A 22,672-nucleotide genomic window follows, 5' to 3' on the forward strand; every position below is an offset into this window, starting at 1 on the left:
GAACCTAATCTCAGGAAGCTGCAAGGGCGACCTCCAGATTTCGCAGGCGCGGGATGGTCAGGTTGTTCACGATATCCGGCTGACCAAACTCCAGTGACGCAACCCCCGGAAACTGGTCATGCAGCTCCTGCCCCAGCCGGGAGAAACTGAACCGTGCAATCGGGTTTGTCCGGGTCGGGCTGTAATCGGTGTTCTCGCGAAAGGCCGCCCGGATAAAGTGCTCGACCTGACTCACCAGCGTGTCACGCTCTTCCAGTGTCAGTGTCAGCGCTGGCCACACTTGTACCGAGACATCCTGCTCAACCCCCGGCATCGCCATCACCTTCAGGTCATCGCCATGGCCATGCTGGCCGTTGTCACGAATATGGTTGTTGAGCATCTCTATCATTTCAGCGGCTGGCTCACCGGTATCCAGCAAAATCAACGCATTCGCCGTACCCGGCCCTCGCGGAGCGTTATGCTCGAAATGGATGTTGTCATTCTGGATGCCAGCCTTTTCCATCAACAGCGAACGGTACGCCGCATCAATGTGCCACTTGGCCACGGCTGACCACTGATTTCGCACCCGCAGTCGCAGGTCATCGTCACTTTCCTTATCTGCCCCGGCTTCCGTCAGCCAGTCGTCCGTATTGGTCGCAGCAGCAATACCGGGGATCGCCTGTGGCAAAATATGGTAATAGCCGCCGCCAAGGTTATAGGCCGCTCCGGCTTCTTCCGCTTCCACGGTGGCCACCACGCTGGTTTCGTCTTCGGGCAACGTGGTGTCTTCCGTTACCCGCACCCGGTAGATATGGCCATTGATAGCCTCGGTTTGCACCCAGGTATCTTTAGGGATAATCAGTGCTGGGCCCTTCACTGCCGAGCGTTGAAAGGCCACCTGACCTTTCGCCTTGCTGTGCGGCTTCCGGTCGACCCGACAGGCCCACGCCAGCAAGTCCAAATAATGGTCTTGGGCGGTCGCAAGAAACATGTTCGGCAAGATATGCTTGACCAGCAGGATGTTGATGAGCCAGGTGGTGCAGTTGATCACGGCCGCTTCAATCATTCGCCAGAACGGGGAGAATCGGCTGTCGTTGTTGATAACAGAGCCTGCTTTCTCCATTTCGGCTTTGAGCACGGCTTTCCAGCTCTCTTTGTCCGTTGGAATGCCAGCGTCTTTAACAATCTGCTCGTAATCAGGTTGGGGGATATCAGCCACGGCTTTGCTCCACATCGACAAACAACGACAGTTCGCCAAAATCCAGGGTGGCGGCGAACACATAAATCACCCCTTCGGTCTGCTCTTCCAGTCGCACCGTACCTGGCACCAGCCGGACATCTTCCTCAACCAGCAGCTCCAGCTTCATGCGCAGGTCAGCCCGTTTACTCCGGCTGCGCTCGGCCACCATCTCCACGGCCAGCCCGCTTTCAATAATGGCGTGCTTAATGTCCTGGGCGATCACCGCCCGGTCCTGAATCAGCACAGGGTTACGCCCGGCATCCAGCACCACATCACCGTTTTCAATCAGGATGTCTTGATACTTCATCCGGCGAACATCTCCATTTCGTTGGCAAAGTCCTGCGGGCTGTTCATCTGTTGGGCGTAGATACTCACGCCGCCGTAGTTCGTTGAGCTGGTCTGGTAGCTGGCTATACTGCGCGCCGCCCCACCTGGGGGGATTGTTGATCTCGGCAGTGCCTGCTGCACAGCGGCCGACTTGACTTCCGTCTCATCACCACCGAATCCCGGCAACCATTCCATCACGCCTTTGGCCATGTCCCACAGGCCAGACAGCTGTTCGGTAATCCAGCCAAACACTGAACCAAACACATTGCGCAGGCTGTCAGCTACTGCAAACAGGCCATCAAATCCAGAGGTGTCAGTGAAACCACTCATCACCCACTGCCAGCCCCCTTTCACGATATTGAACGCCGCCACGAAAGGCGCGGAAAACAAGGTTACTGCGCCTGCCAAAATCTGGAACCAGGTGGTGTCGCCAAAGCTGGCTTTGAGATCGTCCCAGTAGTAAATCAGCGCACCGACCGATACCACTGCGGCAGTGATAGCCGCCACCATGAGAAATACCGGGTTAGCCAACAGCGCCATACTGAACTTCACCACGGCAAACGCGGCCGTCGTGAATCCCTTCGTGAGCATCCAGACCGCTCCGCTGGCACCTTTGATGAGCCCGACACCCAGTGACAGCGTGGTCCACGCCATTTGCATGGCGCCGGACAGCATGGTGATCACGCCGCCGGCAGCAACCAGGCCAAAGAACCCGATTGTCGCGTAGCCGATATAACGGGTGATATTGGGGAACAACTTCGTCCAGAGCAGGATTTCTTTGGCACCATCGGCAAACATCTGAACGACTGGCAGCACAACTGGCAGCAGAGCCTGACCAAAGGCGGCTTTAACCGCAAACACCCCTTGCTCTAACCGCTCCCACTGGTCAGTCATGGTTCCGGCCATTTGCTCGGCCACGTCCAGTCCTTTGACTTGGCCCAGGGTTTCAATCGAGTCAGCCAGCCCTTCGGTGTTTTGCATCAGCAACTGCACCATGGCGACGGCTTCCTGCGTACCAAAGGCTTTTGACAGCTCCGCCGCCTCCGCAACGGAAATGGTTTCACCGTACCGACCCTTGATGTTGCGCAGGATGTCGACAATCGGCAGCATTTGCCCTTGCGCATCGGTGAACCGCATATTCAGAGCGTCCTGTGCCTTAGCCGCACCGGCCAGAAATGCCCGGTATTTGGTCCCGGCTTCACTGCCTGACATGGTTGCCTGCAAGGTACCGAGAATCGCCATCTGCTCTGTCATGCCCACCCCAACGGAAGTGGCAGAAGCCCCCACAGAGGTGAAGGCCGCCGACATCTGATCACCGGTGGTTTTGAACATCTGCACGGCTTTAGCGGTTTGCCCACCCAGCATGTTGACCCAGTTCGCCTTCCCCATGCCGTGGGCGGCATTCTGAAAAATCCCATACATGGTGCCGACATAGTTGGTAATTGTGCCGGTATCAGCTTTTGTTGCCGCCGCCAGTACCCCCGACGCCTTGGTAAACTCGGCCAGCTCGTTACCCGCCAAACCGGCAATCGCGGATTGGATATCGTAAGAGGCTGCCACAAACTCGGTGGCCGACTTGCCGTACTCGACAGAGAACCGCAGGGCCGTGTCGCTCAGTTGCTGCAACTGTGCATCCGCCACGCCTAACGACTTCACCTCACCCAGCACCCGGTCCATTTCAATGGCTGGCATCAGCGCAGCCTGCAGGGCGAACCCTGCACCAGCCACGCCTGCAGCCCCTGCCACCATGGTGTGGGTACCGTCGCGATAGGTTCGGGTCATATCACCGAACTGCCGCTGGATATCGCCAAGCGGTTTGCTGATTTGGTCAATCAGACCAACGGTAAATCGCAGCGGTTCAGGTAGGCTCATGGGTCATACATCCTTTATGGGCTGAATGCTTTGGCGACACCATTGGCTGTCTCCATTCGCATGTTTTCCCAGTAGTTCTTCTCTAACCAGACAGCCCTTGCCAGGTTGGCTTCGGTATCTTGCTCACCCGGCAACCACTTTCTGCGCCAGGCGAGCATTTTGCTCAGGTCACTTAGTTCTATGGCCGTGACAAGGTCATCTATTTTTTTACGCTAATCGCCACCTTCGGCGAGTATTCCTTAATCAACGCACCTGCAACCTGCATCGGTGCGCCGGGGTTATCGTCAAACAGCTCACGCAGTGCTGGCTTGCAGTCTTCAGAGGCTGACTGCATCACAAAGTTATGCGCGGCATCGACCAGATCTCCTTGGGCCATCTGCCCCATGTATTCGCCGTACAGTTCCGGGGTCGGGTCAAAGCTGATATCCGTTCCTGCAATGGTCAGAATGATGGTTTTCTTGCTCATGCTGCGTCTCTCTCTTTATCCAGCTTGTCTTCCAGGCGATCGAATCGCCCATTAATTGAGGTTTTTAAATCGTCTACTGCTTCACGCAGTTCGTGTTTGGTTGCGTATTTTTCCGCCACATCCCCACGAAGTCGCTCAGTAGCCAATTCGTTTTGGTGAATCCGTTTGGCGTGTTCATTGGAGGTCGCCTGCCCTTTATCGGAACGACCAAAGATGAGCGCCAACAGGCTGATCACTACAGCAATGGCCGCGATAATGACTGAGACCCACGTTGCACTCATCTAGCCCCCTTTAACGGCTTGTCTCATCCCAGCAAACAGGCCCAACGGCATTTGTCCGGCGGCAATTTGTTTGTCTAGCGAACGTTTGTGAATATTCACGCCCAACACGCCAAGAGCGACAGTAACCAGCGGTGACAACGCCACGATGGCGTTCACAACATTCGCCGCCTCTGCGGGGTGAAAAATCATCACAAAAAACAGTCCAAAGAACATGAGCGCCCAGCTCAGACATAAGGTGTAACCCCACGTCGGCCGCCAGCGGCGCACAAAGGGGTCTGCACTGGCCATTTCAGCCTGAACGGTGGCCGTTTGCTGTGTCACCTGCAGTCTTCGTTCTTCGCTTTCCAGCTCCGCATGTCGAAATGCCAGTTCACGCAACTGCACCTCATGTGCCATTTCCAGCTGCTTCAGTTTCAGCAAGGCATCCGGATTAGTGCGCAGCTCCGCTTCAATGGCACCCGGTGAGTTTTCCACGCCTAACGCAGAGGCCACCAAACTGCCGATCGCGCCCCCTGCCGGACCGCCAATCAAAGAGCCAATCAACGGGGCGGTATTTCCAATCAGTTGCTTTACGTTGTCCCACATCGTTATCTGTCCTTTACCGTCAGTCTTTTACAATGGTGAGCGAAGCCGGTTCACCGCCAAGCTCACGCATCAGGGCGTTAAATGCAGCCGTGGAATTCACCACCGCCCACTCATCGCCGACGAATCCGAAATCCACACCTGGCGCTAGACACCCCTGCAGTTGGCTCGGGTAATTCGCTTTATGGATCAGAATGTGGCTGCGCAGGCTCGGGCCGTACCGGGTAACCCCCAACGCCTTGGCTTCCAGCGCATAGCACTCACCAAATTTGGGCGATTTGTGCGGGTACATCGTGTATGTCCCTTCCGTAATACACGATTCCCCCTGAGCGTTGTTTTTCCATGCCCGCTCGACCATCACACACACCTGGCTGCCGTCTTCGCGGTGCAGCGTGCTGTACGTCCCATGCGGGAAATAACGGCGTTTCAATTCAAATCGCTTCACAGTCGTCCCTTTTCGTTGAGTGCCTGACAGCCGGTGCAGTACTGGCATCCCGGTACGTGCTCGCGGCGTTTTTGCGGGATTTCATCACCGCATTCTGTGCAGTTCTCTGCGCTGAGCGGGTGACCACTTTTCGTTTTAGCTGCGGCTGCCAGTTGTCTGGCCACCGCCATTTCCGTGAATTGGGCTTCGACACGGCTGCCCTCGTCGATAACATCGGTCATTCCGCCCCCTACTGCACCAGGTCTTCAGTTTCATCATCACGCAGGTAAGGTGTCCCGTTGATGCGAATAAAGTCCGGGCTGGTGATATCGAACGGGATTTTATGCACCAGTGCGCTACCACCGTTCGCGTCCACATCCAGCAGATCAGAAATTTTGATTTTGACGCCGAACATCTCAACCTTGAGTTCATCTTTGTCCGTCTTGCCGTAGCCCATGGCATCAAAGGCTGGCAGGTTGCGCCATGCGCCTGCGTTTTTGGCCGCTTTCGACAGCAGGTTGAACTGGGAGGTCGTCAGTTCCATTTCACCGGAGGCTTCCACATCACCATCCACCCAGCCATCCGGCACGCCGTTGGTTTTACTGACGGCGCTGTTATCGGTAATCGACAGGGTGAATTTCTGAGCACTGATTTTCAGGTCACCCAGGTTAAAGCGCATATTCTTGCCAGAAATACGACTCATGGTTACGCCTCCGCAGGGTTAGAAAGGTCAAGCGCAATATTGACCACAATGTGTTTGGGGCAGTTGTGCGGGCGTACCATCAGGCCGATAATGACCTTTGTTTTGGTCATCCACTGAATGGTCACATCCTGCTCACGCGGCGGCATGATTTCACCAGGGAACGTAATACCGCCAATTTCGGTGGTCTTCGACATCAGGCGCATGTCACCGCTGAAGTACTGGCGGTTCATTTCAATTGATGCCGGGGTGGAGTTCAGAATCTTGTCACCAATACGGCGAATCGCTTTTACCCGAACCCGGCGGTTCAGCTTGTGAACCGGGCGAACATACTCAATGAACTGGTAATCGCCCCCTTTGGCTTCCAGTGTCATGGCATCAGCCCAGTACACGCCTTCATAATCGGCATACCATTGCGGTACCGAATATCGCGCATTGGCCAGCGTGCCAAGGGTCGACATTTCCAGCTCTTTCCCGGCGCTATCAACTGGCGGCTCGCCCAACCCCAGCACGGCACCCGTCGCCACCCGCATTGGCGTATCTGCCACTGTGACACTGCGGTCACACAGGCGGCCAGCCAGTACCCCGACGTTATTTCCGTGCAACTGCGGTACCGGCACCACCATGTTGGCAGCCACATCTTTCACCAGTGCCAGCATGGCCGTTTCATAGGCTGACCAGGTTTGTGCCTGCACGTCGATGCCCGGCACGGCGGCAAGGAAAAACACCCAGCGCCCCAGCTTGCTGACCAGTTCAGAGTGCTTGGCCTGCATGTCGTTGAACCCATTCGCACTGATGGTTTCATCGATAATCACAATGCCTTCGAACGAGTCGGTTTTGTTGGCGGTATCAACCGCCTGCGCCCAGGTTTCTTCGCCTGTCAGGCCGTAAATCGCTGCCGTCCAGTTTTGTTTACCGTTGAGCTGCGCCGCTTTCAGGTTAATCCCCAGCGCATCATCACCCACCACTTCATCCAAGTTGGTCATGGACGAAACACGGGTCACCTTACCCTGCAGCTCGGCTTTTTCCGTGGTACCGATAAAGAGCAGGTGGCGTTCAATTTCAGGAATTCCGCCCTGCCCTAAATTCAAGTTGTTGACTTCAACCTTACCGATTGCCATTGCTATTCCTTATCCTGTCTTTATCGGCGCTGTCTGGCCTTTTCAATGTTTTGAAGCAGCCGGTTACGAACTCTCTCTTTGTCCGTTCCCAAAAACTGGCGCTGCGGGTTCTCAATGGTCCAATTCTGCTTACCTTTGCGTGAACCGGTACGCATCATCCTGATAATTAAGCCTGCCTGGCCAAGCGTCATTCGCTTTGCGATATTTCGCTTGCTCAGGCGGTTATATCCCCCACCTTTACGGCGCATCTTGTAACCGAGCCGCCGCAACGCAACGGCCTGATTGTCTGTCGCCGGTGCCTGGTAGTCAGGTTCACCGAACCTTTTATTCATCTTTTTCACGTGGCTTGCTGCGGTATGCTGCTCGACATTTCCAAGCTGGTTTGCCGCCGCCTTCCTCGCTTTCCCTTTGCTCTTCCAGGTAAGGTTGAGCCGCAGCCTGTCCTCAACATAAGGCTCCATGCCATCAGCAAAGCTGCTGAGCACAGGGTCTTCACCACGTTTTCGCTTTTCAAACGGCCTGCCTTCAGTGTCCTTTTGTCGCCTCAGGCGGCTTTTTGTCTGACGTATTTCCCAGCGGCCTAAGTCTTTAAGCAACCAAAACCGCTGTTTTGGTGATAACGTCAGTGCCTCTAAGGCTTTTCTGGCCGATACCGCATCACTGGCGTTAAGCGTAATTACCGGCGTCATTGGTAATCTCTGCCTCTTCTGCAACCCAGATATCAACTGGATTCAGCTTGTACCGAATGTCATTCCAAACAATTGGGCCATTTTCATCAGGTACGATTTCAATCTGCTCTGCGAAGGTAATTCGAATGAGCACATCAGCAGTGGCCTCGTTGTTTTCATCCACTTCAATTTCCGGATCACTCAAATCATCCAGAACATCACGATCACCATCGAATTGACTGATCCAGCACGCCAGCATGGCAAACAGAGTTTTAGGGTCCATTTTCAGGTGAGGAAAACTTTCAATCAGCACTCCGGCATCGTATTGCCAGTAAGCTATTCGGTATCCTTCGTTCCCTCTGTCTTCGCCATCCACAATGACTTTGCCACCGGCCTGCGAAGCATGAATTTTCCCTGGGTGGACCAACCCTTTCAGGCTATCGACCAGAAATCCGTGCAGGTGCTGCAGCTTGGTTTCCATCAAATGATCTCCGCCCTGTTCACGCTACGACCAAGAAGCAGGCAAATATCCCTTGTTGCCTGTGCACGGAAACGGTCTGCCTGCTCTGGCGTATCCTCTGCTGCGTTTTCTGCGACTTCCCTGCGGTCTTGTGTTGCAAACTCAGGCAGCAGATCAGCGTGAGCCATTCCATATACAGCCCGCCGATACACAGCGGCTTTTTGCCTTGGTAATTCCGGTGGCTGGCTGTTAATAAACAAGGCATCTAACTGCCCTTGCACCAATAACGATGCCGCCTCAATCGCAACCACAATCGAACTCTCATCAAACACTGAGGGCACGCGGCGCATTTTCCGAAACTCTGCTGTGCTCAAATCTGGCCAACCATCACCCGGTAACTGCGTGTCAGTGTCTGTATCAATTCGTCCGCCAAAGCTCATGGTTACTCTCTCAATAGTTGCGCCTCTGCCCACTGGGTCGACGGTATCGGATTAGCCGTGGCTATCCTTACCTCGCCAGCCGAGGCGCGAGGGGTAGGGAGACTTACAAATTCTTCCCGGTTTCCAGCGCGCTCAGGCGCATGTCGATTTTGCTGATCATCGTGCCCACACCGATTTTGCTGTGGTATTCATTCGCCTGTTGCAGAAAAGCTTTGGCTTGCTCCAACGTCGCTTTATCAGCAATCGCCGATGGACGCGGCTTGCCTTCGTCATCACGCAGCAGGAAATAACCGGCGAATTTGTACCACTTGGCGTTCACTTCTTCGTGCAGACGCCAGTCATCACGAATTTTCGCGAATACCTGGCTGAAATACGGTTCGATGCTGTGGCCATGCTCAGCCTGTGTTTCGGCCCATTTCAGTACCGAATCAGCACAGAAGGTCGGCCAGTCGCGGCGAATAAATTCCGGTGTGGGTAATTCCAACTCAATGGCTTTCAAACACCAGTCAATCGCGGTACTCAGATCACCGATATCGAACAGCCAGACAATCAAGGTGCTGAATATCGGGTTTTCGTACTTTTCACCGGCGGCCAGATAGGTTTCAGCCAGTGGCTTGTATTTCGGGATCAGCACATTGCGTTTATGGTCGGTGCGATCAGCACGGGCGTTGAACTGAGCACGCATGCGTTTGCGGTCTTCTTCTAACTCAATCAGCTTAATGTGCAGACTGTCGGTGTTAACGGTGCCAGCTTGCGGCATTGCCGCCGCAAGCTGATTGGCAAGAATCGCATCACGTTGTCGTTTTAATGGACTCACCATGTGCTATCCCCTACGCCGCCGGGGCTGGGTCAGCCACCGTGACGTCTTCGATAGCGGCAAACTTATTCAGGTTACCCACCGCGTAGCCTTCCATGCGGATGTGGCTACTCTCGAAACGCAACTTGTCTTCGTTGTTTTTCTGGCTACGCCACTGGGTGCCTTCCTGTGTCAGCACTTGCAGGTTCTTCAGGTTCGTTACCCAGACACCCTTTTTCGGGAAGAACGGCGGTTTGTAGGCTTGCTTACCCGCAATGGTTTTCGCCAGAGACTGCGCCGCTTTGTGCTCAGTCGGCGTTGCCGCGGCTTCCAGCAAACGGTGCTGCTCAGCAGCCACCAGGTCAGAGCCCACCAGAACAACCAGATCAGGGTCTTCCTGGTGCTCTGGCGCAATGGTGGTGTTGATCAGGTCTTGCACCAGTGAATCGAGGTTTTTATATGAACCTGCAGTGGCTCCTGTCGGGTCAAGTGTGGCGGCAGGCAGTACCTGCGCGGCTTGCTTTTCTTTCACGATAGTCAGCCAGCCCTTGTTCACATCCTGACCCAACGGGTTAGCAACGGGGTCTGTCGCAGCGGCAATGGAAGTACCGTTGAAGCCAACGCGCAACATGTCCAGCGCGAAGCGGCGGGCAATCGAGTTTTGCATCAACTTCAGCCATTCACCTTTCTGGCCAGAGTTAGCCCACTGCGTCATGGTTTCCCAATTAATATGGGCCCCGGAGTCTGTTTTCGTCAGCTCGTAGGTATTGCCACTCTGGCCGGTTTCCACGCTGAAACGGCCATCCGATGAACGACCTGTTGAAAGGCCATCGTTACCGACATCAACCACCTGGCCTTTGATTTGCTGAACAGGCAACAGCGCAATCATTCCTAGGAAGGCATGAGACTGCATAATTGCCTGGCGCAACTTGGTTTCCATTGGCGCCGAGATGTTAAACAGCGTTGCACCAGATGTCGCTCCGGCAGCGGTTACCGTCGCGGCAGTGAACTCCAGGAGGTATTTCGTTGAAATAGCGTTAAGCATTAATACACCTCCATTGTGTCATTGCTGGTGCCTGAGTTACCCGGCGTTTGCCCCGGCACTTCCTGCTTCAGTTCGGCGAACTGGGCTTCAAGGCCAGTCAGTTTTTCTGCCAGCGGGTTAAGCTGCTTGGCCAGTTCAGCGGCTAATTGCTGGCTGAATTTTTTAGAGGCGTCATCGCCCTCGTCATCCTTTGGCTTTCCGCTCTGGCCATCTTCCGGTGGCGTTTCCGGATTGCCCGCAGAGAAGGTATTAAACTTCTCTTGCAGCGAGTCCAGCTGATCGCTGAACGGCTTAAAATGCTCAGCCAGCGCGGCTTTGAGTTGTTCTTCGGTCACGTCTGTGTCCTCGTCGTGCGGTGTTGCGGTTGAATGTGGAAATGGCGGTTGCCCGCCCTTGGAAAACCACTCAGCAATGGTGCTGAAGGCTTTCGCCAGTGCGCTGCGGTCATCACTTTCAACCGCGAAAAAATCGGAAGGGTTCAGTTCCTCAAGTTGGCTGTATTCACGTTCATGTGTTTGTTCGCCAATAGAGAACTTAAGACGAGCCGTTCCGGTGCTGGCCGGGGAGTCAGTCACTGCCAGCCCCATCAGGTAACAACGGCCTTCGCCTTTGTAATCAGGGTTAGGTTCAATGGAAGTGAATAGCTTCTGCCCGTCTTTGTTGGCTTCCAGCAGGTAGTCGTTGGCGGTCAGTTTGGCGAACAAGCGCAGTTTTCCTTTAAATTTTGCTGCCTTTACTTCGTCAACTGTTCCCCAGTTTTTCCCTTCAAACGGTGCCCATGACGAGCGGAAATGCTCAGGCCATATCAATGCGGTGTATTCATCTGTCGAATACAATGCGGCCATGTCATTAATCCAATTAGCCGTAATCGTGCGACCGTCTACGGTTGCCCCTTCCGTTGCTACGATTACCCAGCCCGTTTGCTTACTCATCGAATCCCAATTCCGTCGTTAGTCAGTCATTTTCCTATCAGTCACGACGAAGGTTACGCCTTTGAGAGCAAGCATTCATTCAATTGAATTCCTTGAAATTCGGATATAAGCCTCATCCGAAATTAGTGGAATTTCAGTGAGTCATACGCCTTATTCAGAAGCGTATGATTGCGGCATGGCATATTCACCTGAAGTTAGACAAGCCGCGAAAGCGCTTTATTTAAAGGCGTGGACGCCACAAGAGATCGCTGCCGAACTTGGCCTCACTAATGAACGCATTGTTTATTACTGGGCTGACAAATTCGGCTGGCGGGATATGTTGCGTGAATTCACTGTTGATGAAGCAATCGCAACCCGTATTCAAACCCTGCTGGATACCCCGGACCCAACGACGCGCCAGCTGGACATGCTCGACCGGCTGATAAAGCACCACACCAACCTGAAAAAGCTTCGGACACAGGAGAAAAACAGACAGGAACCCGGATCGAACAACAGCAATAACCGTTCGAATTCAGCCAGCAAAGAAAGCACTTCCGGCAGCCGCGACAACCTGAAAAAACGCAAAGGGAAAGGAAAGAAAAACGACATCAGCGAAATAACCGCTGATCACTTTAAAGACTGGCATGCCTCGCTGTTCAAGTACCAGCTGGTTATGCGTGAAAACCTCAAACAGCGGATCAGGAATATCCTGAAGTCTCGCCAAATTGGGGCGACCTACTATTTCAGTGGTGAAGCACTGGAAGATGCCATTCTGACCGGCGACAACCAGATATTCCTGTCCGCCTCCCGCGCTCAGGCTGAAGTATTCCGCAGCTACATTGTGTCAATCGCCAAAGAGTTCCTGGGCGTTGAGCTGACTGGCAACCCGATCATTCTCTCAAACGGGGCCGAGCTGCGTTTTCTGTCGACCAACAGCAAAACCGCCCAGAGTTACCATGGCCACGTTTATGTTGACGAATATTTCTGGATCCCAAAGTTTGATGAACTGAACAAACTGGCCTCCGCCATGGCTACCCATAAAAAGTGGCGGAAAACCTATTTCAGTACCCCATCAGCCAAAACCCATCAGGCGTATCCGTTCTGGACCGGGGACAGCTGGAAGAAAGGCAAGGAAGCACGGGAAAGACTGGATTTCCCAACCTTTGATGAATACCGGGACGGCGGCCGCCTGTGCCCCGACAGGCAATGGCGTTACGTGGTCACGATTGAAGATGCCGCTAACGGTGGTTGTGGCCTGTTCGATATTGATGAACTGCGCGACGAATACAGCGAAGACGACTTCAATAACCTGTTCATGTGTGTGTTTGTGGATGGCTCAATGTCCGTCTTCAAGTTCAGCCACATGGAACGCTGCATGGTCGATACCTCCCATTGGCAGGACTTCAAACCCGGCACGCCTCGCCCCTTTGAAAACCGTGAGGTCTGGCTGGGGTATGACCCGTCACGAACACGGGATAACGCCTGCCTGGTTGTGGTCGCCCCGCCCATTGTGGCACCCGAGAAATTCCGGGTACTAGAAAAGCACTACTGGCGCGGGCTTAACTTCCAATACCAGGCCGAGCAAATTGACAAAGTCTTCGAGCGATACAACGTCACCTACATCGGCATTGATACCACGGGCATTGGTAGCGGCGTATGGGATTTGATTAGCGCGACCCACCCACGGGAAGCGGTGGCCATTCACTATAACCCCGAAAGCAAAACCCGGATGGTGCTGAAAATGGCAGATGTGATAGAAGCCAACCGCCTGCAGTACGACGCCGAGCACAAAGACATTTCCATGGCCTTCATGGCCATTAAGCGGGTAACCACCAACAGTGGCAATGGCATTACCTATAAAGCAGAACGCAGTGAAATGACCGGCCATGCCGATGCCTTCTGGGCACTGGCTCACGCCCTGATCAATGAACCGCTTAACCATACCAAACAACGAAAATCGACATGGGCCACAGCAGCATGACAGAAGCACAACACCCAGAGCAGCAGACAGAAACCGAACTGCCGGCAGCATCCTGCTACAGCGTTGACAGCTACGCCGAACCGGTAGACGCCGGACGCTGGCTAACCGAATACAGCGAACTGTTTTACAACGACATGGACGACTACTGGGAACCGCCCATTTCCCCCAGTGGTCTGGCGCAAATTGCCCGAGCCAACGCTTACCACGGCAGCGCTCTGATTGCCCGCGCTAACCATGTTACAGGACGATTCATTAATGGCGGCGAGATGCGTAAGCGCCAGTTTCAGGGGTTCAGCCGTGATTACTTCACCTTCGGCCACGGTGCGCTGCTGAAAATTCGCGATCACTTCCGCCGCGTTGTGCGGTTAGAGCACATTTCGTCAATGTACTTACGGCGCCGTAAGAACGGCAGCTGGCGATTCCTTCTACGCGATAACCAATTCAAAGACTACAACGAGAACGACATTATCTGGCTAGGCCAGTATGACCCGCAGCAGCAAATCTATGGCATGCCGGACTACCTTGGCAGCATTCAAAGCAGCCTGCTCAATGAAGATGCCACCCTGTTCCGCCGCCGGTACTACAAAAACGGTGCCCACATGGGCTTTATCTTCTATGCGACAGACCCGAACCTTAGCCCGGAAGATGAAGAAATGATGAAGCGAACCATCGCCAGCAGTAAGGGCGTGGGCAACTTCCGCAGCATGTTTGTGAATGTGCCCAACGGCAAAGAGAAAGGCATTCAGCTGATCCCCGTTGGCGACATTGCCACCAAAGACGAGTTCGAGCGCATCAAAAATATTACCGCGCAGGACATTCTGGTGGGCCACCGTTACCCACCCGGTAAAAGCGGAATGATTCCACAAGGCATGGCCAGTTTTGGCGACGCTGAGAAGGTAGGTCGTGAATACGCGAGGGACGAAATTATTCCGGTTTGCGAACTGATTATGGATGAAGTGAACAACGACCGGGAAATTCCCAAATCGCTGCATTTGGAATTCAACTTGGATTTAGAATAAGGCCGCAAATGCGGCCTTTATTGTTTATTTCCTGCGGGAAAGAGCGCCTATTAGAAGTAGAACGACACCGATAACCATCGCGACCATAGGAAAGCTGATACAAAAGAGTAAAAACAATAAGACAAATATGAGTTTAATCGCATCCATTACCATTCCTCCCTAGGAAGTCCACATTTCTCATTAAACTCCTGCAACTGGTCATATCGAATTAAACTATCAGGGCCTAGCTCTTCTCTATATGCACGAATAAGTCCGTCAACACAGTCTTCCGCTGTTGCATATAGAGGTCGTGATTCGCTGATTTTCATGGTTTTGCTGAAGGCGTTTTGACCAGCTAGTATCAAGCCATCAAAATCCAATCCATCAAGCCGTTCAGCAACACTTTGCTTTACTTGCTCTTTCACAGTGATCAACGATGCAAACTTATCCATACGAGATAAATCTACCAACTTTTTCACTTCAGGTTTCGTAAGGTTAGGGTCGGATTCAACATAGGCATGAAGGAGAACTTGGTTAGCAGCGATAGCTCCTAAATAACGATCATGGTCTGTATCCCTTGATTCAAGAAGTTCGCTCAAAGATTCGACCAATGAATCATACGAGCCACCATCTATTTCAGGTTCAAAAACATAATTAAACAACCCCACAGGCCACATCAACCCTTCCGTGAAGTGATCTTTCCCGAAGCTGTCTCGCTCGCTTGTCGTAAAAATGGAGTACCCCGTAACAACAAATGATACAAAAATGTATAAACCTAATAACTGTTTCATAAATCAGTCCGTACAATATGAGTTAAATTATGATTATTCGAAGTTTTTAGGGGGTTAGTGTATATCTACAATCTCCTTATTTATATAACTAGCAGCACATATCAGTTATTTGATATGCCACAAAAACTATTGAGGCAGGGGATTTCAGAAACACTCAACTGTACATAAATACAGGCATACCTTACCATTGAAGCAGTCAGTCAACAGGTTAAGTCAGTTATGCGAGTTCTCTGCAAATGCGGTTCTCGCGCCATTATCAGTCGCAGTGAAGCAGTAACGGATGATTGCGCGAACCTTCTGTGTTCATGTACCGACCCGGAATGCGGTCATACCTTTGTCAGCCCCTTGGGCTATAAACATTCCTTAGTACAATCGAAGATGAGTACGGCGGCTACGGTTCCCCATGTGAACGGTAGCCGCGTGACTTGTGGGTGTGGTGATCGTGCGGTGATTACAAAAACGAATCGTTTAACAAATGATTGCGCAGACCTCTACTACCTATGCAAAAATCCGGCATGCGGCCATAGATTCGTGATGTCTTTATACTACAGCCACAGCCTTAGCCCCTCTTCGAGAGCATCAGAACAATTAGCTGTCGCGCTGGTAAAAACTTTATCTGTAAAAGGCGCTAAGCAATTACGCGAACAACTAGCCATGTTTTAACAAAATCAACATAGCGTCACTGTAAAAATCAGCTCTGGCCAATAAAAGGGATTAAGCAGATAAAGACAAGATTCTGTTATTACGGTGGATTTAAGTTTTTGCCATTTCACTTGTTGTTTTTACAAACGTCCGAAGCCTCTGAAAGCATTGCTTTTACCATCTTCATTTGAGCCGCATCGAGCGGCTTTTTTCTGTCCTTCATTACCAGTTCCACCAGGTATACACCAACCTCGGTTCTGTCTTCGCCGTAAGTTTTTGCGGCTAAGGCCTCAACTATAAAATCAATCGCCTGCCAACTGATTGAATGCGCCATGTACAGTACTCCTTGCCTCAAGCACTGTATGAATATACAGTAATATTAATCAATGTGCAGCACGTGTAGTTAAAAAAGTGACTCAACCAACTGATTTTGATGATGGTTTAATCAAAAAGCCCAGATTAGAAATTTGCGATGGCTGCAAGCGTCATCGGTACTGTATTCAAATTAACCTTCCGCCTCTTCCGTGGGCGCTAGCGGATCAAGCACAAAATCAGATTGAGTGGTCTTGTGAGCAGTGTACACCTTGGCCTGAACGTCAGCCTTTTCATGATCTTGAGAAGCAGCGCGCTCGGCGTTCTCCCTAATTTGTTGACGAAGAACCTTCAGCCCTAATCCATCAAAACACATAAATACTCCTCCGAATGTATAGCAGATAGCAGTTTGTCCTGATCTTCTTCAGGGCAATCCTGCTCATAGCGATTAAAGAACGCAGCCCAATAGTCATTACTGGTTCTTTGTGATGCTAAATTACTGACAAAACCACGCCAGTAGCTCCGTTGCTGCTGCAGCGTATTTGCCATTTGTAAACGCAACATACGCTGATAGTTAATATCAGACTCGACTTCTTCCAACCGGTTATGAACATACTCAAGCCTGGCAAGTTGCTCATCAGTTAAATCAAGATCATCCCGCAGCGCTTTATGCTCTACCCTTAACTGCCGAACCAGCTCGTCTTTGGCCCGCTCCAGCTCATCTTTTATGGCTTCATTTCTACTATTCGCCTGCCATTGACGACAGTTAAACGCCCAACCTAAGAAATTATCGAAATTCTCAGTCGAGTTACTTCCGGAGAAAGTGATTTGGTAATGACCCACAGCTCTGACACCACGGTCACGGCGTTCCTCCCTGACCTGCTCAATTTCAGCATCAAGCGCAAGCATCCTGCTTTTATACTTCTCGATACGTGAAAAGCGCTGCTCTTCAGAAAGCTTTTTGTTATTACGCGTGATTTGATGGATTCGCTTTGTCTCTTTCAGCTTGATACGAGCACGACGTTCGAGTTCTTCATAGTGGGCATTCTTTCTTGCCAGTTTTTCTTCACACTCAGCAATAATCGCCGCCATATTATCGGCCTGGAAACTTGCCACATTTTCCCAGTCAACCGCCCTAGCAGATGCCCCAATTCCATAACGGTTGCCACGAATCATGCCTTGATTCCCATTTTTACCTTTTGTGGTGTAGCCGACAGCTTTAACCAGATACCCTGCCCCTGCTTTGGCGTACCGAATTCGTTCTAGCTTCGCAAAGCCATTACCCCATAGTCGCTCCAGTCGGCCGGCCCAAGCATAGAAATGAGTTTCCGGCACTTTCCAACGCATCAGTAAATGGACATGAGGGTTGGGCAATCCATCTTCATTGGCTGGCATTTCAGCCACCCAACAGTAATCCAACGGAACAGACCGTTTTTTAAAAACATTCTTTTTCACTTCCTTCCAGCGTGGATTCTGAAAGATCTTGTCCTTAGCGTCACCGCGACGAATAGGTGTGAATGGACCATCGGCAATTACTTTCCCGCACTTTTCCCCCGCCTCCCGAACCGGACTCCGGCCTCTTTTAACGCGAGCCGGCATAAAATCAGGAACCCAACCGCGCTGATATGTTTTTTGCGCCAAGTCGATAAACCGGCTGACTTCGTTGCCAATTGATGAATCGGGATGATAGTCACGAATTTTCGTCCATGGGCCTTCAGCCCGGATGCTGGGCGCACCAAGTTCAAAAACTTCCTGACCCGTAAAGTCTGTTTCTCCGGTTGATTTCATCGCCCCCATATTGATGGCAGCCAGTTCTCCAGCTTTGCCCATGTCATCTAACCAGGTGAAATTGCCACTGGCTTTCAAACGATAAGGTTCTCGGCCATGAGGACCCATCACCACGATAGTGCCGCAGACACCCGGCTTGATACGATTTTTGGTTTGAGGCTTGCTGGTAAGAATGCGTTCCCGTTGCTCATCATCAAACGTTAACGTCGTGAATGTTGTATACCCTCCGCGCAGTACCTGCAAATAAGCACCGGATTCAAAAATTTTCCGGACTGCACGCTCAGTTAGCTGTTCAGTGAACCGATCACCTGCCTGAGGTGGCGGAGCTTCTGACGTGCGAGCCTGGGCCTCAACACGAATACGCCATTCATTCGACCAATCGCGATGCTGCAACCTGGCCATTACTGGCGCATTCTCAACAAACCCATGGGCCTGCAAACATTTCACCGGTTTTTTCTGCCAATCCAGATGGATCGGAGTAAACGTCAGTGGCTTCACAACCTCTAATGGCTTGGGTTTCCCGTTTAAGTGCCGAGGCAAACGAGACAGCAAGTTTGCCCACTTCGTTAGCCGGTTACGCTTGGCTTGAGTGGTGACTGTCGCCCTCTTAGCGGCTAATTCCTCCCTTGTCGGACTTTTGCGCCACTGGACAAGGCTATTATCCCCAGCCGCTTCGCGACTGCCCTGCGGGGCTGATTCCGGTGGAAGTTTTGGATCGAAGTAGCCGAGTGCACGTTTTAAAATTTTGTCGTCAGAATGATCGGCAAGGAAGAATTCAGCTTTGCTAATGGCTGCCGGTTGGGCAGATGTGAATTGTCGGATTTCTTTAGGTGCAAAAAAACCGAGAGTCTTCTCGGTATGTTCAATTACATTCAAGCTCACGATGAATGCCTCCCAGCTAACCAAAAAATTTAATTTGTAAAACTTTTCACACTATTTTTATTTATGTGATTTATTTTTCCATTTCCTTCGTTTATCCCCAATAAGCACCAATATCCCCCAATAGTCACAAACAAACTAATCGTCGGATAAGTTCCCCGTAACGTGGGGAAGACGGCCCACTGTCGCAGCTGGCACGCGTTAGCTAAGATGCTTTTGTCATCAACCACCCAGCTAAAGGAGAGCCAAATGTCTGGTTTTACTGATAAACGTTCAAACAATGATTCAGATAAGTTCCATGTGCCACAACGCGAAATCCCACCACCACCACCAACCAAAAATAAGGATTAAATATGTCGAGGCATGACACCCAATTTAAAATTCGTTACTCCAATCGGTTAGAGCAAATGAATGCTTGTTTCTATTCTCGATTAGATTCAGCAATGTCTATCCTACAAATTTTTCTAGGGTCTGCCGTTGTATCCAGTACTCAATTCAACACTGTAATTGGGCTGTTCATTGCTTTGATTGCCGCAATCACACATACCGTTAAACCAGCAATAAAAGCTATTCATTCTGAGTATCAACATAAAAAATATGTTGAGCTTCTAACACAAGAGCCAACATGTGATGATGCATTACTTGCTCAGTACAAAACGATCCAGAGTCAAGATAACGCTGTACTACAAATCTTTGACTCAGCTGCTTATGTGAGAGCAGGTATCGAGCTTGGTTGTGATGTTTCTAACATCACACTAACGAGACTCGAAATTGTTATGTCTTTTCTTGCTGGTGAATCCCTCTCAAGAACAAATAACAAGTAATCTCACGCCCCTTTTGGGGCGTTACTTTTATCTCCCGCCAAGACAATCACCCACTCATAACTCAGCGAACTCATGTGTATCGCAAATCAAAAAACCGCCGCTATTTTCGCCTTTCAGCAACACGCCATTTTTTGCATGAGTACATTCCAGCACTTCGCAGGCGTTTTGAATGGCCAGTTCGAGAGATTCAAACTCACCCAGCTGCAGGTTCATTACTTCTTCGGTTGTTGCGTTACGTGTAATACCACCATCGGCACCAAGAAAAACAGCGAGGTAATTCATGCCACTACCTCGCTCAACGAATTGTTGTGATGAACATCGTTGGTTTCCTGCCACCAAGTTTCAATAACGGAAGGAACGGTGATTTGGCGATTATGGGCAGCCGTGAAAAACAAACCGCGAATAGCGCCCAATGCCTGAACTTCTAACTCAGAACCTGATTCCGCGTGATTAAACACACACATCCAGAACGCAAACCACCCGGCAAAAATCTTGTTTGGCTGAATTAACGTTGCATCATGAGCAACATGGAAAGACTGTACCTTCACCGTATCAAGCGCGAACCATTCACCAGAGACATCATGGATGTATTGAAAGATATTCACGAAAACATCCACTTCGGCAGAGGTTAAACCAACAGAATCCAGCGATTCGGTCAGTTCATTAGCTGCTACCATAATGTGGGATTGGCTCATGCTTCACCCCCTGCGACAAAACCACGAATCAGTTCAGGGGTAGCCAGCCCAACCATGCCGTAGGTTTCGTTTTCCAGCGCTTCAGCCAAACGTTCAACCTCTGGGATATTTTGAGTATTCACATGACGGATTTCATAAAAATTCAGCATTTGAGTGCCAGAGAACGGATGGGTTTCAGCGAATGTCGCCAGGTCATCCAGCGATTGAATGTTCAATACCGGCTTGGCTGGCTGCGCTTTGGCTTCAGCAACCAGTTCAATCAAATCGTCTTCAATATCGAGTAGCTGTTGTAGTGGCGTCGCATTGTCTTTAATACGGTTGCGATTCAGATAGAACTTGGCTTCATAAGCGTCCCCCGATACCACTTGTGATTGCCAGTTAATATCAAACGCTCTCACAGAAAATTGAGCCGTATACGGCAGAAACTCAACCAAAATTTTAATGATTTGGTGATGGGAAATAGCCAACCCCATGATCTCTTGAATCACATCCAAACATTCACGGTGTTGTTTATCTTGTTCGGTAAAACACTCAAGAGATTGAGTGGATGCCTGACATGTAACGGTTCCCTGATTCATGATGCTCTCCTGACCAACTGATGCCCTGAGGGGCTGTTATCGAAATTCTTTTAAAGAGTGATGAGCCAATGGTTTCAAGGCATCGGCCAAAAGATTGATTGCCCGGTGAAGTGCCTTGCGTTCGTGCATGGTCATTTCATGCAGCTTCAAGGTGATATGACGCTGCTTTAACCCCGCAGAAAAACACAATGTACGTTTTACCGACTCTTCCAAATTGTCGTAACTCAGGCCAAGCCGGGTTTCGCAATTAAACAGTGCGTGACACTTTGCAATAGAGTCTGACGCGGGGCGAACTGGTGAAGAATGAAAGCGTTGCATTGCGACCTCCTAAGAAAGACCAGGAATAGGCATAACACCCAATGCATCGACAGCGCATGAAAGTACCGGTACCGCTTGAAACTTGCCCTCGACTTCATTCATGAGCATCACGAGTTCACGTACCGCACTTTGCGCGCGTTTAACCACTTGTTCTTTGGTGCGACGGTTAACTCGGTTAGTGGCGTTGATTTGAAGCGTATGAGCACTTAGCTCACCGGTTGCCGCGTTAATTTCGAGCATTCGTTCAGGAAGCGTTCGCTTCAGGCTTTCAACCTGCCCAGCAGGCAGCGGTACCGCTGTAAGCCCCAGCTCTAGCAACAGGCCATCAACCATTTGCAAGTCCATTGCCCCTGTTTGGGGGTTCAGGGTGGCTTTGGTCAGTAACAGCAGCTCTTCTACGAACAGCTTATGAGGTTTGTTGGCATCGAGCTTGTTGCACTGCATTTGAGCATCTAGGCCGAACTTTGCAGCCAGATGCTTAATGACATGATCTTTACTGAAAGTGGTGCATGCGTTGAGGAACGCAGTATGTTTAGGGCATTCATTTGCAGACATAGTGGACTCCCATCCCCATTGCTATATTCAAATGACTTAGTTAGAACACCTGCGAATCCGCTTCTTTGACTAGCGCCAGCATGTTAATGAGCGGTTTTTCTTTTGGCTTACCGGGTGTTTTAGGGCGGATTGGGAGACGGCCTTCATGGAGCATTTTGTTAACCTGACCAATCGCTATACCTGTGATATCAGAGAACTTTTGAACTGTGACGTACGGTGAAAGAGGTGCACTAAAGACTATTGAAGTTGAGTTCATGATGGTATCCTTTCTTGTTAACTGTTGTTCAAATCAATCCCCATTGATTCGACTTACCACTTAGTCACCTGACTAGGTTTTGATAATAGGTGATCAAATGACTAACCGTCAAGACCAATTACAGCCTTATGACTATATAGGAGGCAAAGATCTCACTTCAAGATTCGTCAAAGCACTGGGTCTTTCACAATTCAAAGAACTAACTGACAAGCTTGGAATTGGTCATGGGACTGTGTCAACTTGGCATACGAGAAACCAGACACCTTTCGAAATCGCCGTACGTATACACTTATCGACAGGGGTATCCCTAAAATGGTTACTACTTGGTGAGGGTGAGATGTATGAGGGTGGTAAACCATCCAACTCGACAGACAAGGTTGAGCTCCCCTACTTCGAACTCAAGAACGGCGACCTTATCGATAAAGGTAAGATGTTCTTCGATCCAATGTTCCTCGAAGGAATGCCTAACGCAGAGCACCTGATGCTGGTTGAGCATGAGGGGAAAAAGCTGTTTGTGGATAAAAGTAAAACCAAAGCAATCAGCGGACAGTACCTGATCAACATCGACGGTGATGTATCACTCAACTCAATGCAGAAGTTACCAGGAAATATGGTGGCGATAGAGTTCTCTCAGTCCACGGTTCAGTTGGATGAGGGAGATGTTGAGGTTATTGGAAAGGCTATATGAGACAAAATAGCCTTTAGCTATTATATATTTTGGTGTAAGTCTTAGCGGAAACACC

Annotated in this window: 32 protein-coding genes; 5 read left to right on the forward strand and 27 right to left on the reverse strand. The window is 50.8% G+C overall.

Translation table 11 applies throughout. The features are described from left to right. Positions 1-10 precede the first annotated feature (10 nt). The 17 genes from FH974_RS21470 to FH974_RS21550 all read right to left on the reverse strand — a co-directional run bounded on the left by FH974_RS21470 (position 11) and on the right by FH974_RS21550 (position 11,333). Entirely contained in the window at positions 11-1,198 is a 1,188-nt protein-coding gene (locus FH974_RS21470; RefSeq protein WP_047886330.1) for a baseplate J/gp47 family protein, read from the reverse strand. Further along, positions 1,191-1,526 carry a DUF2590 family protein gene (locus tag FH974_RS21475; protein ID WP_207103748.1) on the reverse strand — a complete coding sequence of 112 codons (336 nt, stop codon included), beginning with the start codon at positions 1,524-1,526 and terminating at the stop codon, positions 1,191-1,193. Before FH974_RS21475 ends, FH974_RS21470 begins: the two co-directional genes overlap by 8 nt. Continuing rightward, positions 1,523-3,418 (reverse strand): phage tail tape measure protein, encoded by a 1,896-nt coding sequence (locus tag FH974_RS21480; protein WP_047885861.1) that lies wholly within the window; start codon positions 3,416-3,418, stop codon positions 1,523-1,525. The genes FH974_RS21475 and FH974_RS21480 overlap by 4 nt, the downstream gene beginning before the upstream one ends. Positions 3,419-3,432: 14 nt before the next feature. Beyond that, positions 3,433-3,576 carry a DUF6890 family protein gene (locus FH974_RS21485; RefSeq protein WP_169776039.1) on the reverse strand — a complete coding sequence of 48 codons (144 nt, stop codon included), beginning with the start codon at positions 3,574-3,576 and terminating at the stop codon, positions 3,433-3,435. 41 nt (positions 3,577-3,617) lie between these two features. Beyond that, the gene (locus tag FH974_RS21490) at positions 3,618-3,884 is read right to left on the reverse strand and encodes a putative phage tail assembly chaperone (protein ID WP_207103749.1); all 267 of its coding nucleotides are present in this window, start codon (positions 3,882-3,884) and stop codon (positions 3,618-3,620) included. Continuing rightward, a complete protein-coding gene (locus FH974_RS21495; RefSeq protein WP_047885863.1) occupies positions 3,881-4,165 on the reverse strand; it encodes a hypothetical protein in 285 nt (94 codons plus the stop codon). Before FH974_RS21495 ends, FH974_RS21490 begins: the two co-directional genes overlap by 4 nt. After that, entirely contained in the window at positions 4,166-4,750 is a 585-nt protein-coding gene (locus tag FH974_RS21500; RefSeq protein WP_047885864.1) for a 3TM-type holin, read from the reverse strand. It abuts the gene before it with no gap. Positions 4,751-4,769: 19 nt separating this feature from the next. Beyond that, on the reverse strand, positions 4,770-5,192 hold the full coding sequence (locus FH974_RS21505) for a DUF5675 family protein (protein ID WP_047885865.1): 423 nt from the start codon (positions 5,190-5,192) through the stop codon (positions 4,770-4,772). Next, positions 5,189-5,413 (reverse strand): TraR/DksA C4-type zinc finger protein, encoded by a 225-nt coding sequence (locus FH974_RS21510; RefSeq protein WP_047885866.1) that lies wholly within the window; start codon positions 5,411-5,413, stop codon positions 5,189-5,191. The genes FH974_RS21505 and FH974_RS21510 overlap by 4 nt, the downstream gene beginning before the upstream one ends. Positions 5,414-5,421: 8 nt before the next feature. Next, the gene (locus tag FH974_RS21515) at positions 5,422-5,874 is read right to left on the reverse strand and encodes a phage protein (protein ID WP_207103750.1); all 453 of its coding nucleotides are present in this window, start codon (positions 5,872-5,874) and stop codon (positions 5,422-5,424) included. 2 nt (positions 5,875-5,876) lie between these two features. Beyond that, positions 5,877-6,992 (reverse strand): DUF2586 domain-containing protein, encoded by a 1,116-nt coding sequence (locus tag FH974_RS21520; protein ID WP_047885867.1) that lies wholly within the window; start codon positions 6,990-6,992, stop codon positions 5,877-5,879. 20 nt (positions 6,993-7,012) lie between these two features. Then, positions 7,013-7,681: a hypothetical protein gene (locus FH974_RS21525; RefSeq protein ID WP_047885868.1), complete on the reverse strand. Its 669-nt coding sequence runs from the start codon at positions 7,679-7,681 to the stop codon at positions 7,013-7,015. Further along, positions 7,659-8,141, reverse strand: a complete 483-nt coding sequence (locus FH974_RS21530; protein WP_047885869.1) for a phage tail protein — start codon at positions 8,139-8,141, stop codon at positions 7,659-7,661. The genes FH974_RS21525 and FH974_RS21530 overlap by 23 nt, the downstream gene beginning before the upstream one ends. Next, positions 8,141-8,560, reverse strand: a complete 420-nt coding sequence (locus FH974_RS21535) for a head completion/stabilization protein (protein WP_047885870.1) — start codon at positions 8,558-8,560, stop codon at positions 8,141-8,143. Before FH974_RS21535 ends, FH974_RS21530 begins: the two co-directional genes overlap by 1 nt. Positions 8,561-8,663: 103 nt before the next feature. Next, positions 8,664-9,380, reverse strand: a complete 717-nt coding sequence (gene gpM / locus FH974_RS21540) for a phage terminase small subunit (protein WP_047885871.1) — start codon at positions 9,378-9,380, stop codon at positions 8,664-8,666. Between the two features lie 10 nt (positions 9,381-9,390). Further along, a complete protein-coding gene (locus tag FH974_RS21545) occupies positions 9,391-10,401 on the reverse strand; it encodes a phage major capsid protein, P2 family (protein ID WP_207103751.1) in 1,011 nt (336 codons plus the stop codon). Then, on the reverse strand, positions 10,401-11,333 hold the full coding sequence (locus FH974_RS21550) for a GPO family capsid scaffolding protein (protein ID WP_047885873.1): 933 nt from the start codon (positions 11,331-11,333) through the stop codon (positions 10,401-10,403). Before FH974_RS21550 ends, FH974_RS21545 begins: the two co-directional genes overlap by 1 nt. A gap of 175 nt (positions 11,334-11,508) precedes the next feature. Here FH974_RS21550 and FH974_RS21555 point away from each other — a divergent pair, with 175 nt between their 5' ends. Both FH974_RS21555 and FH974_RS21560 read left to right on the forward strand, forming a co-directional pair. Further along, a complete protein-coding gene (locus FH974_RS21555) occupies positions 11,509-13,293 on the forward strand; it encodes a terminase large subunit domain-containing protein (RefSeq protein ID WP_047885874.1) in 1,785 nt (594 codons plus the stop codon). After that, the gene (locus FH974_RS21560) at positions 13,290-14,312 is read left to right on the forward strand and encodes a phage portal protein (RefSeq protein ID WP_047886332.1); all 1,023 of its coding nucleotides are present in this window, start codon (positions 13,290-13,292) and stop codon (positions 14,310-14,312) included. Before FH974_RS21555 ends, FH974_RS21560 begins: the two co-directional genes overlap by 4 nt. A gap of 146 nt (positions 14,313-14,458) precedes the next feature. On the opposite strand, the gene FH974_RS21565 is transcribed toward FH974_RS21560, so the two are convergent. Then, positions 14,459-15,082, reverse strand: coding sequence for a hypothetical protein (locus FH974_RS21565; RefSeq protein ID WP_047885875.1), 624 nt, complete (start codon positions 15,080-15,082; stop codon positions 14,459-14,461). Between the two features lie 219 nt (positions 15,083-15,301). Between FH974_RS21565 and FH974_RS21570 the strand changes: the two genes are divergently transcribed. After that, positions 15,302-15,745, forward strand: coding sequence for an ogr/Delta-like zinc finger family protein (locus FH974_RS21570; RefSeq protein ID WP_084712596.1), 444 nt, complete (start codon positions 15,302-15,304; stop codon positions 15,743-15,745). Between the two features lie 106 nt (positions 15,746-15,851). On the opposite strand, the gene FH974_RS21575 is transcribed toward FH974_RS21570, so the two are convergent. The 3 genes from FH974_RS21575 to FH974_RS21585 all read right to left on the reverse strand — a co-directional run bounded on the left by FH974_RS21575 (position 15,852) and on the right by FH974_RS21585 (position 18,706). Next, on the reverse strand, positions 15,852-16,058 hold the full coding sequence (locus FH974_RS21575; RefSeq protein WP_047885876.1) for a hypothetical protein: 207 nt from the start codon (positions 16,056-16,058) through the stop codon (positions 15,852-15,854). A gap of 171 nt (positions 16,059-16,229) precedes the next feature. After that, positions 16,230-16,412 carry a hypothetical protein gene (locus tag FH974_RS21580; protein WP_047885877.1) on the reverse strand — a complete coding sequence of 61 codons (183 nt, stop codon included), beginning with the start codon at positions 16,410-16,412 and terminating at the stop codon, positions 16,230-16,232. Beyond that, on the reverse strand, positions 16,394-18,706 hold the full coding sequence (locus FH974_RS21585) for a rolling circle replication-associated protein (RefSeq protein ID WP_207103752.1): 2,313 nt from the start codon (positions 18,704-18,706) through the stop codon (positions 16,394-16,396). Before FH974_RS21585 ends, FH974_RS21580 begins: the two co-directional genes overlap by 19 nt. Before the next feature lie 440 nt (positions 18,707-19,146). Here FH974_RS21585 and FH974_RS21590 point away from each other — a divergent pair, with 440 nt between their 5' ends. After that, complete coding sequence (locus FH974_RS21590) at positions 19,147-19,527, forward strand: hypothetical protein (protein ID WP_157038324.1); 381 nt, start codon at positions 19,147-19,149, stop codon at positions 19,525-19,527. Positions 19,528-19,581: 54 nt separating this feature from the next. On the opposite strand, the gene FH974_RS21595 is transcribed toward FH974_RS21590, so the two are convergent. The 6 genes from FH974_RS21595 to FH974_RS21620 are packed head-to-tail and all read right to left on the reverse strand — an operon-like array spanning position 19,582 to position 21,929. After that, positions 19,582-19,809: a hypothetical protein gene (locus FH974_RS21595; protein ID WP_207103753.1), complete on the reverse strand. Its 228-nt coding sequence runs from the start codon at positions 19,807-19,809 to the stop codon at positions 19,582-19,584. Then, positions 19,806-20,222: a hypothetical protein gene (locus FH974_RS21600; protein WP_047885881.1), complete on the reverse strand. Its 417-nt coding sequence runs from the start codon at positions 20,220-20,222 to the stop codon at positions 19,806-19,808. Before FH974_RS21600 ends, FH974_RS21595 begins: the two co-directional genes overlap by 4 nt. Next, positions 20,219-20,800, reverse strand: coding sequence for a hypothetical protein (locus tag FH974_RS21605; RefSeq protein ID WP_207103754.1), 582 nt, complete (start codon positions 20,798-20,800; stop codon positions 20,219-20,221). The genes FH974_RS21600 and FH974_RS21605 overlap by 4 nt, the downstream gene beginning before the upstream one ends. Before the next feature lie 36 nt (positions 20,801-20,836). Further along, the gene (locus FH974_RS21610; protein WP_207103755.1) at positions 20,837-21,118 is read right to left on the reverse strand and encodes a hypothetical protein; all 282 of its coding nucleotides are present in this window, start codon (positions 21,116-21,118) and stop codon (positions 20,837-20,839) included. A gap of 9 nt (positions 21,119-21,127) precedes the next feature. Next, positions 21,128-21,673 (reverse strand): phage regulatory CII family protein, encoded by a 546-nt coding sequence (locus FH974_RS21615; protein ID WP_047885884.1) that lies wholly within the window; start codon positions 21,671-21,673, stop codon positions 21,128-21,130. Positions 21,674-21,713: 40 nt separating this feature from the next. Beyond that, the gene (locus tag FH974_RS21620) at positions 21,714-21,929 is read right to left on the reverse strand and encodes a hypothetical protein (RefSeq protein ID WP_207103756.1); all 216 of its coding nucleotides are present in this window, start codon (positions 21,927-21,929) and stop codon (positions 21,714-21,716) included. Positions 21,930-22,026: 97 nt separating this feature from the next. Between FH974_RS21620 and FH974_RS21625 the strand changes: the two genes are divergently transcribed. Next, complete coding sequence (locus tag FH974_RS21625; RefSeq protein ID WP_207103757.1) at positions 22,027-22,617, forward strand: phage repressor protein CI; 591 nt, start codon at positions 22,027-22,029, stop codon at positions 22,615-22,617. The last annotated feature ends 55 nt before the right edge of the window (positions 22,618-22,672 follow it).

It is taken from the genome of Photobacterium ganghwense (genome assembly GCF_017329545.1).
Taxonomy (GTDB): Bacteria; Pseudomonadota; Gammaproteobacteria; order Enterobacterales; family Vibrionaceae; genus Photobacterium; species Photobacterium ganghwense.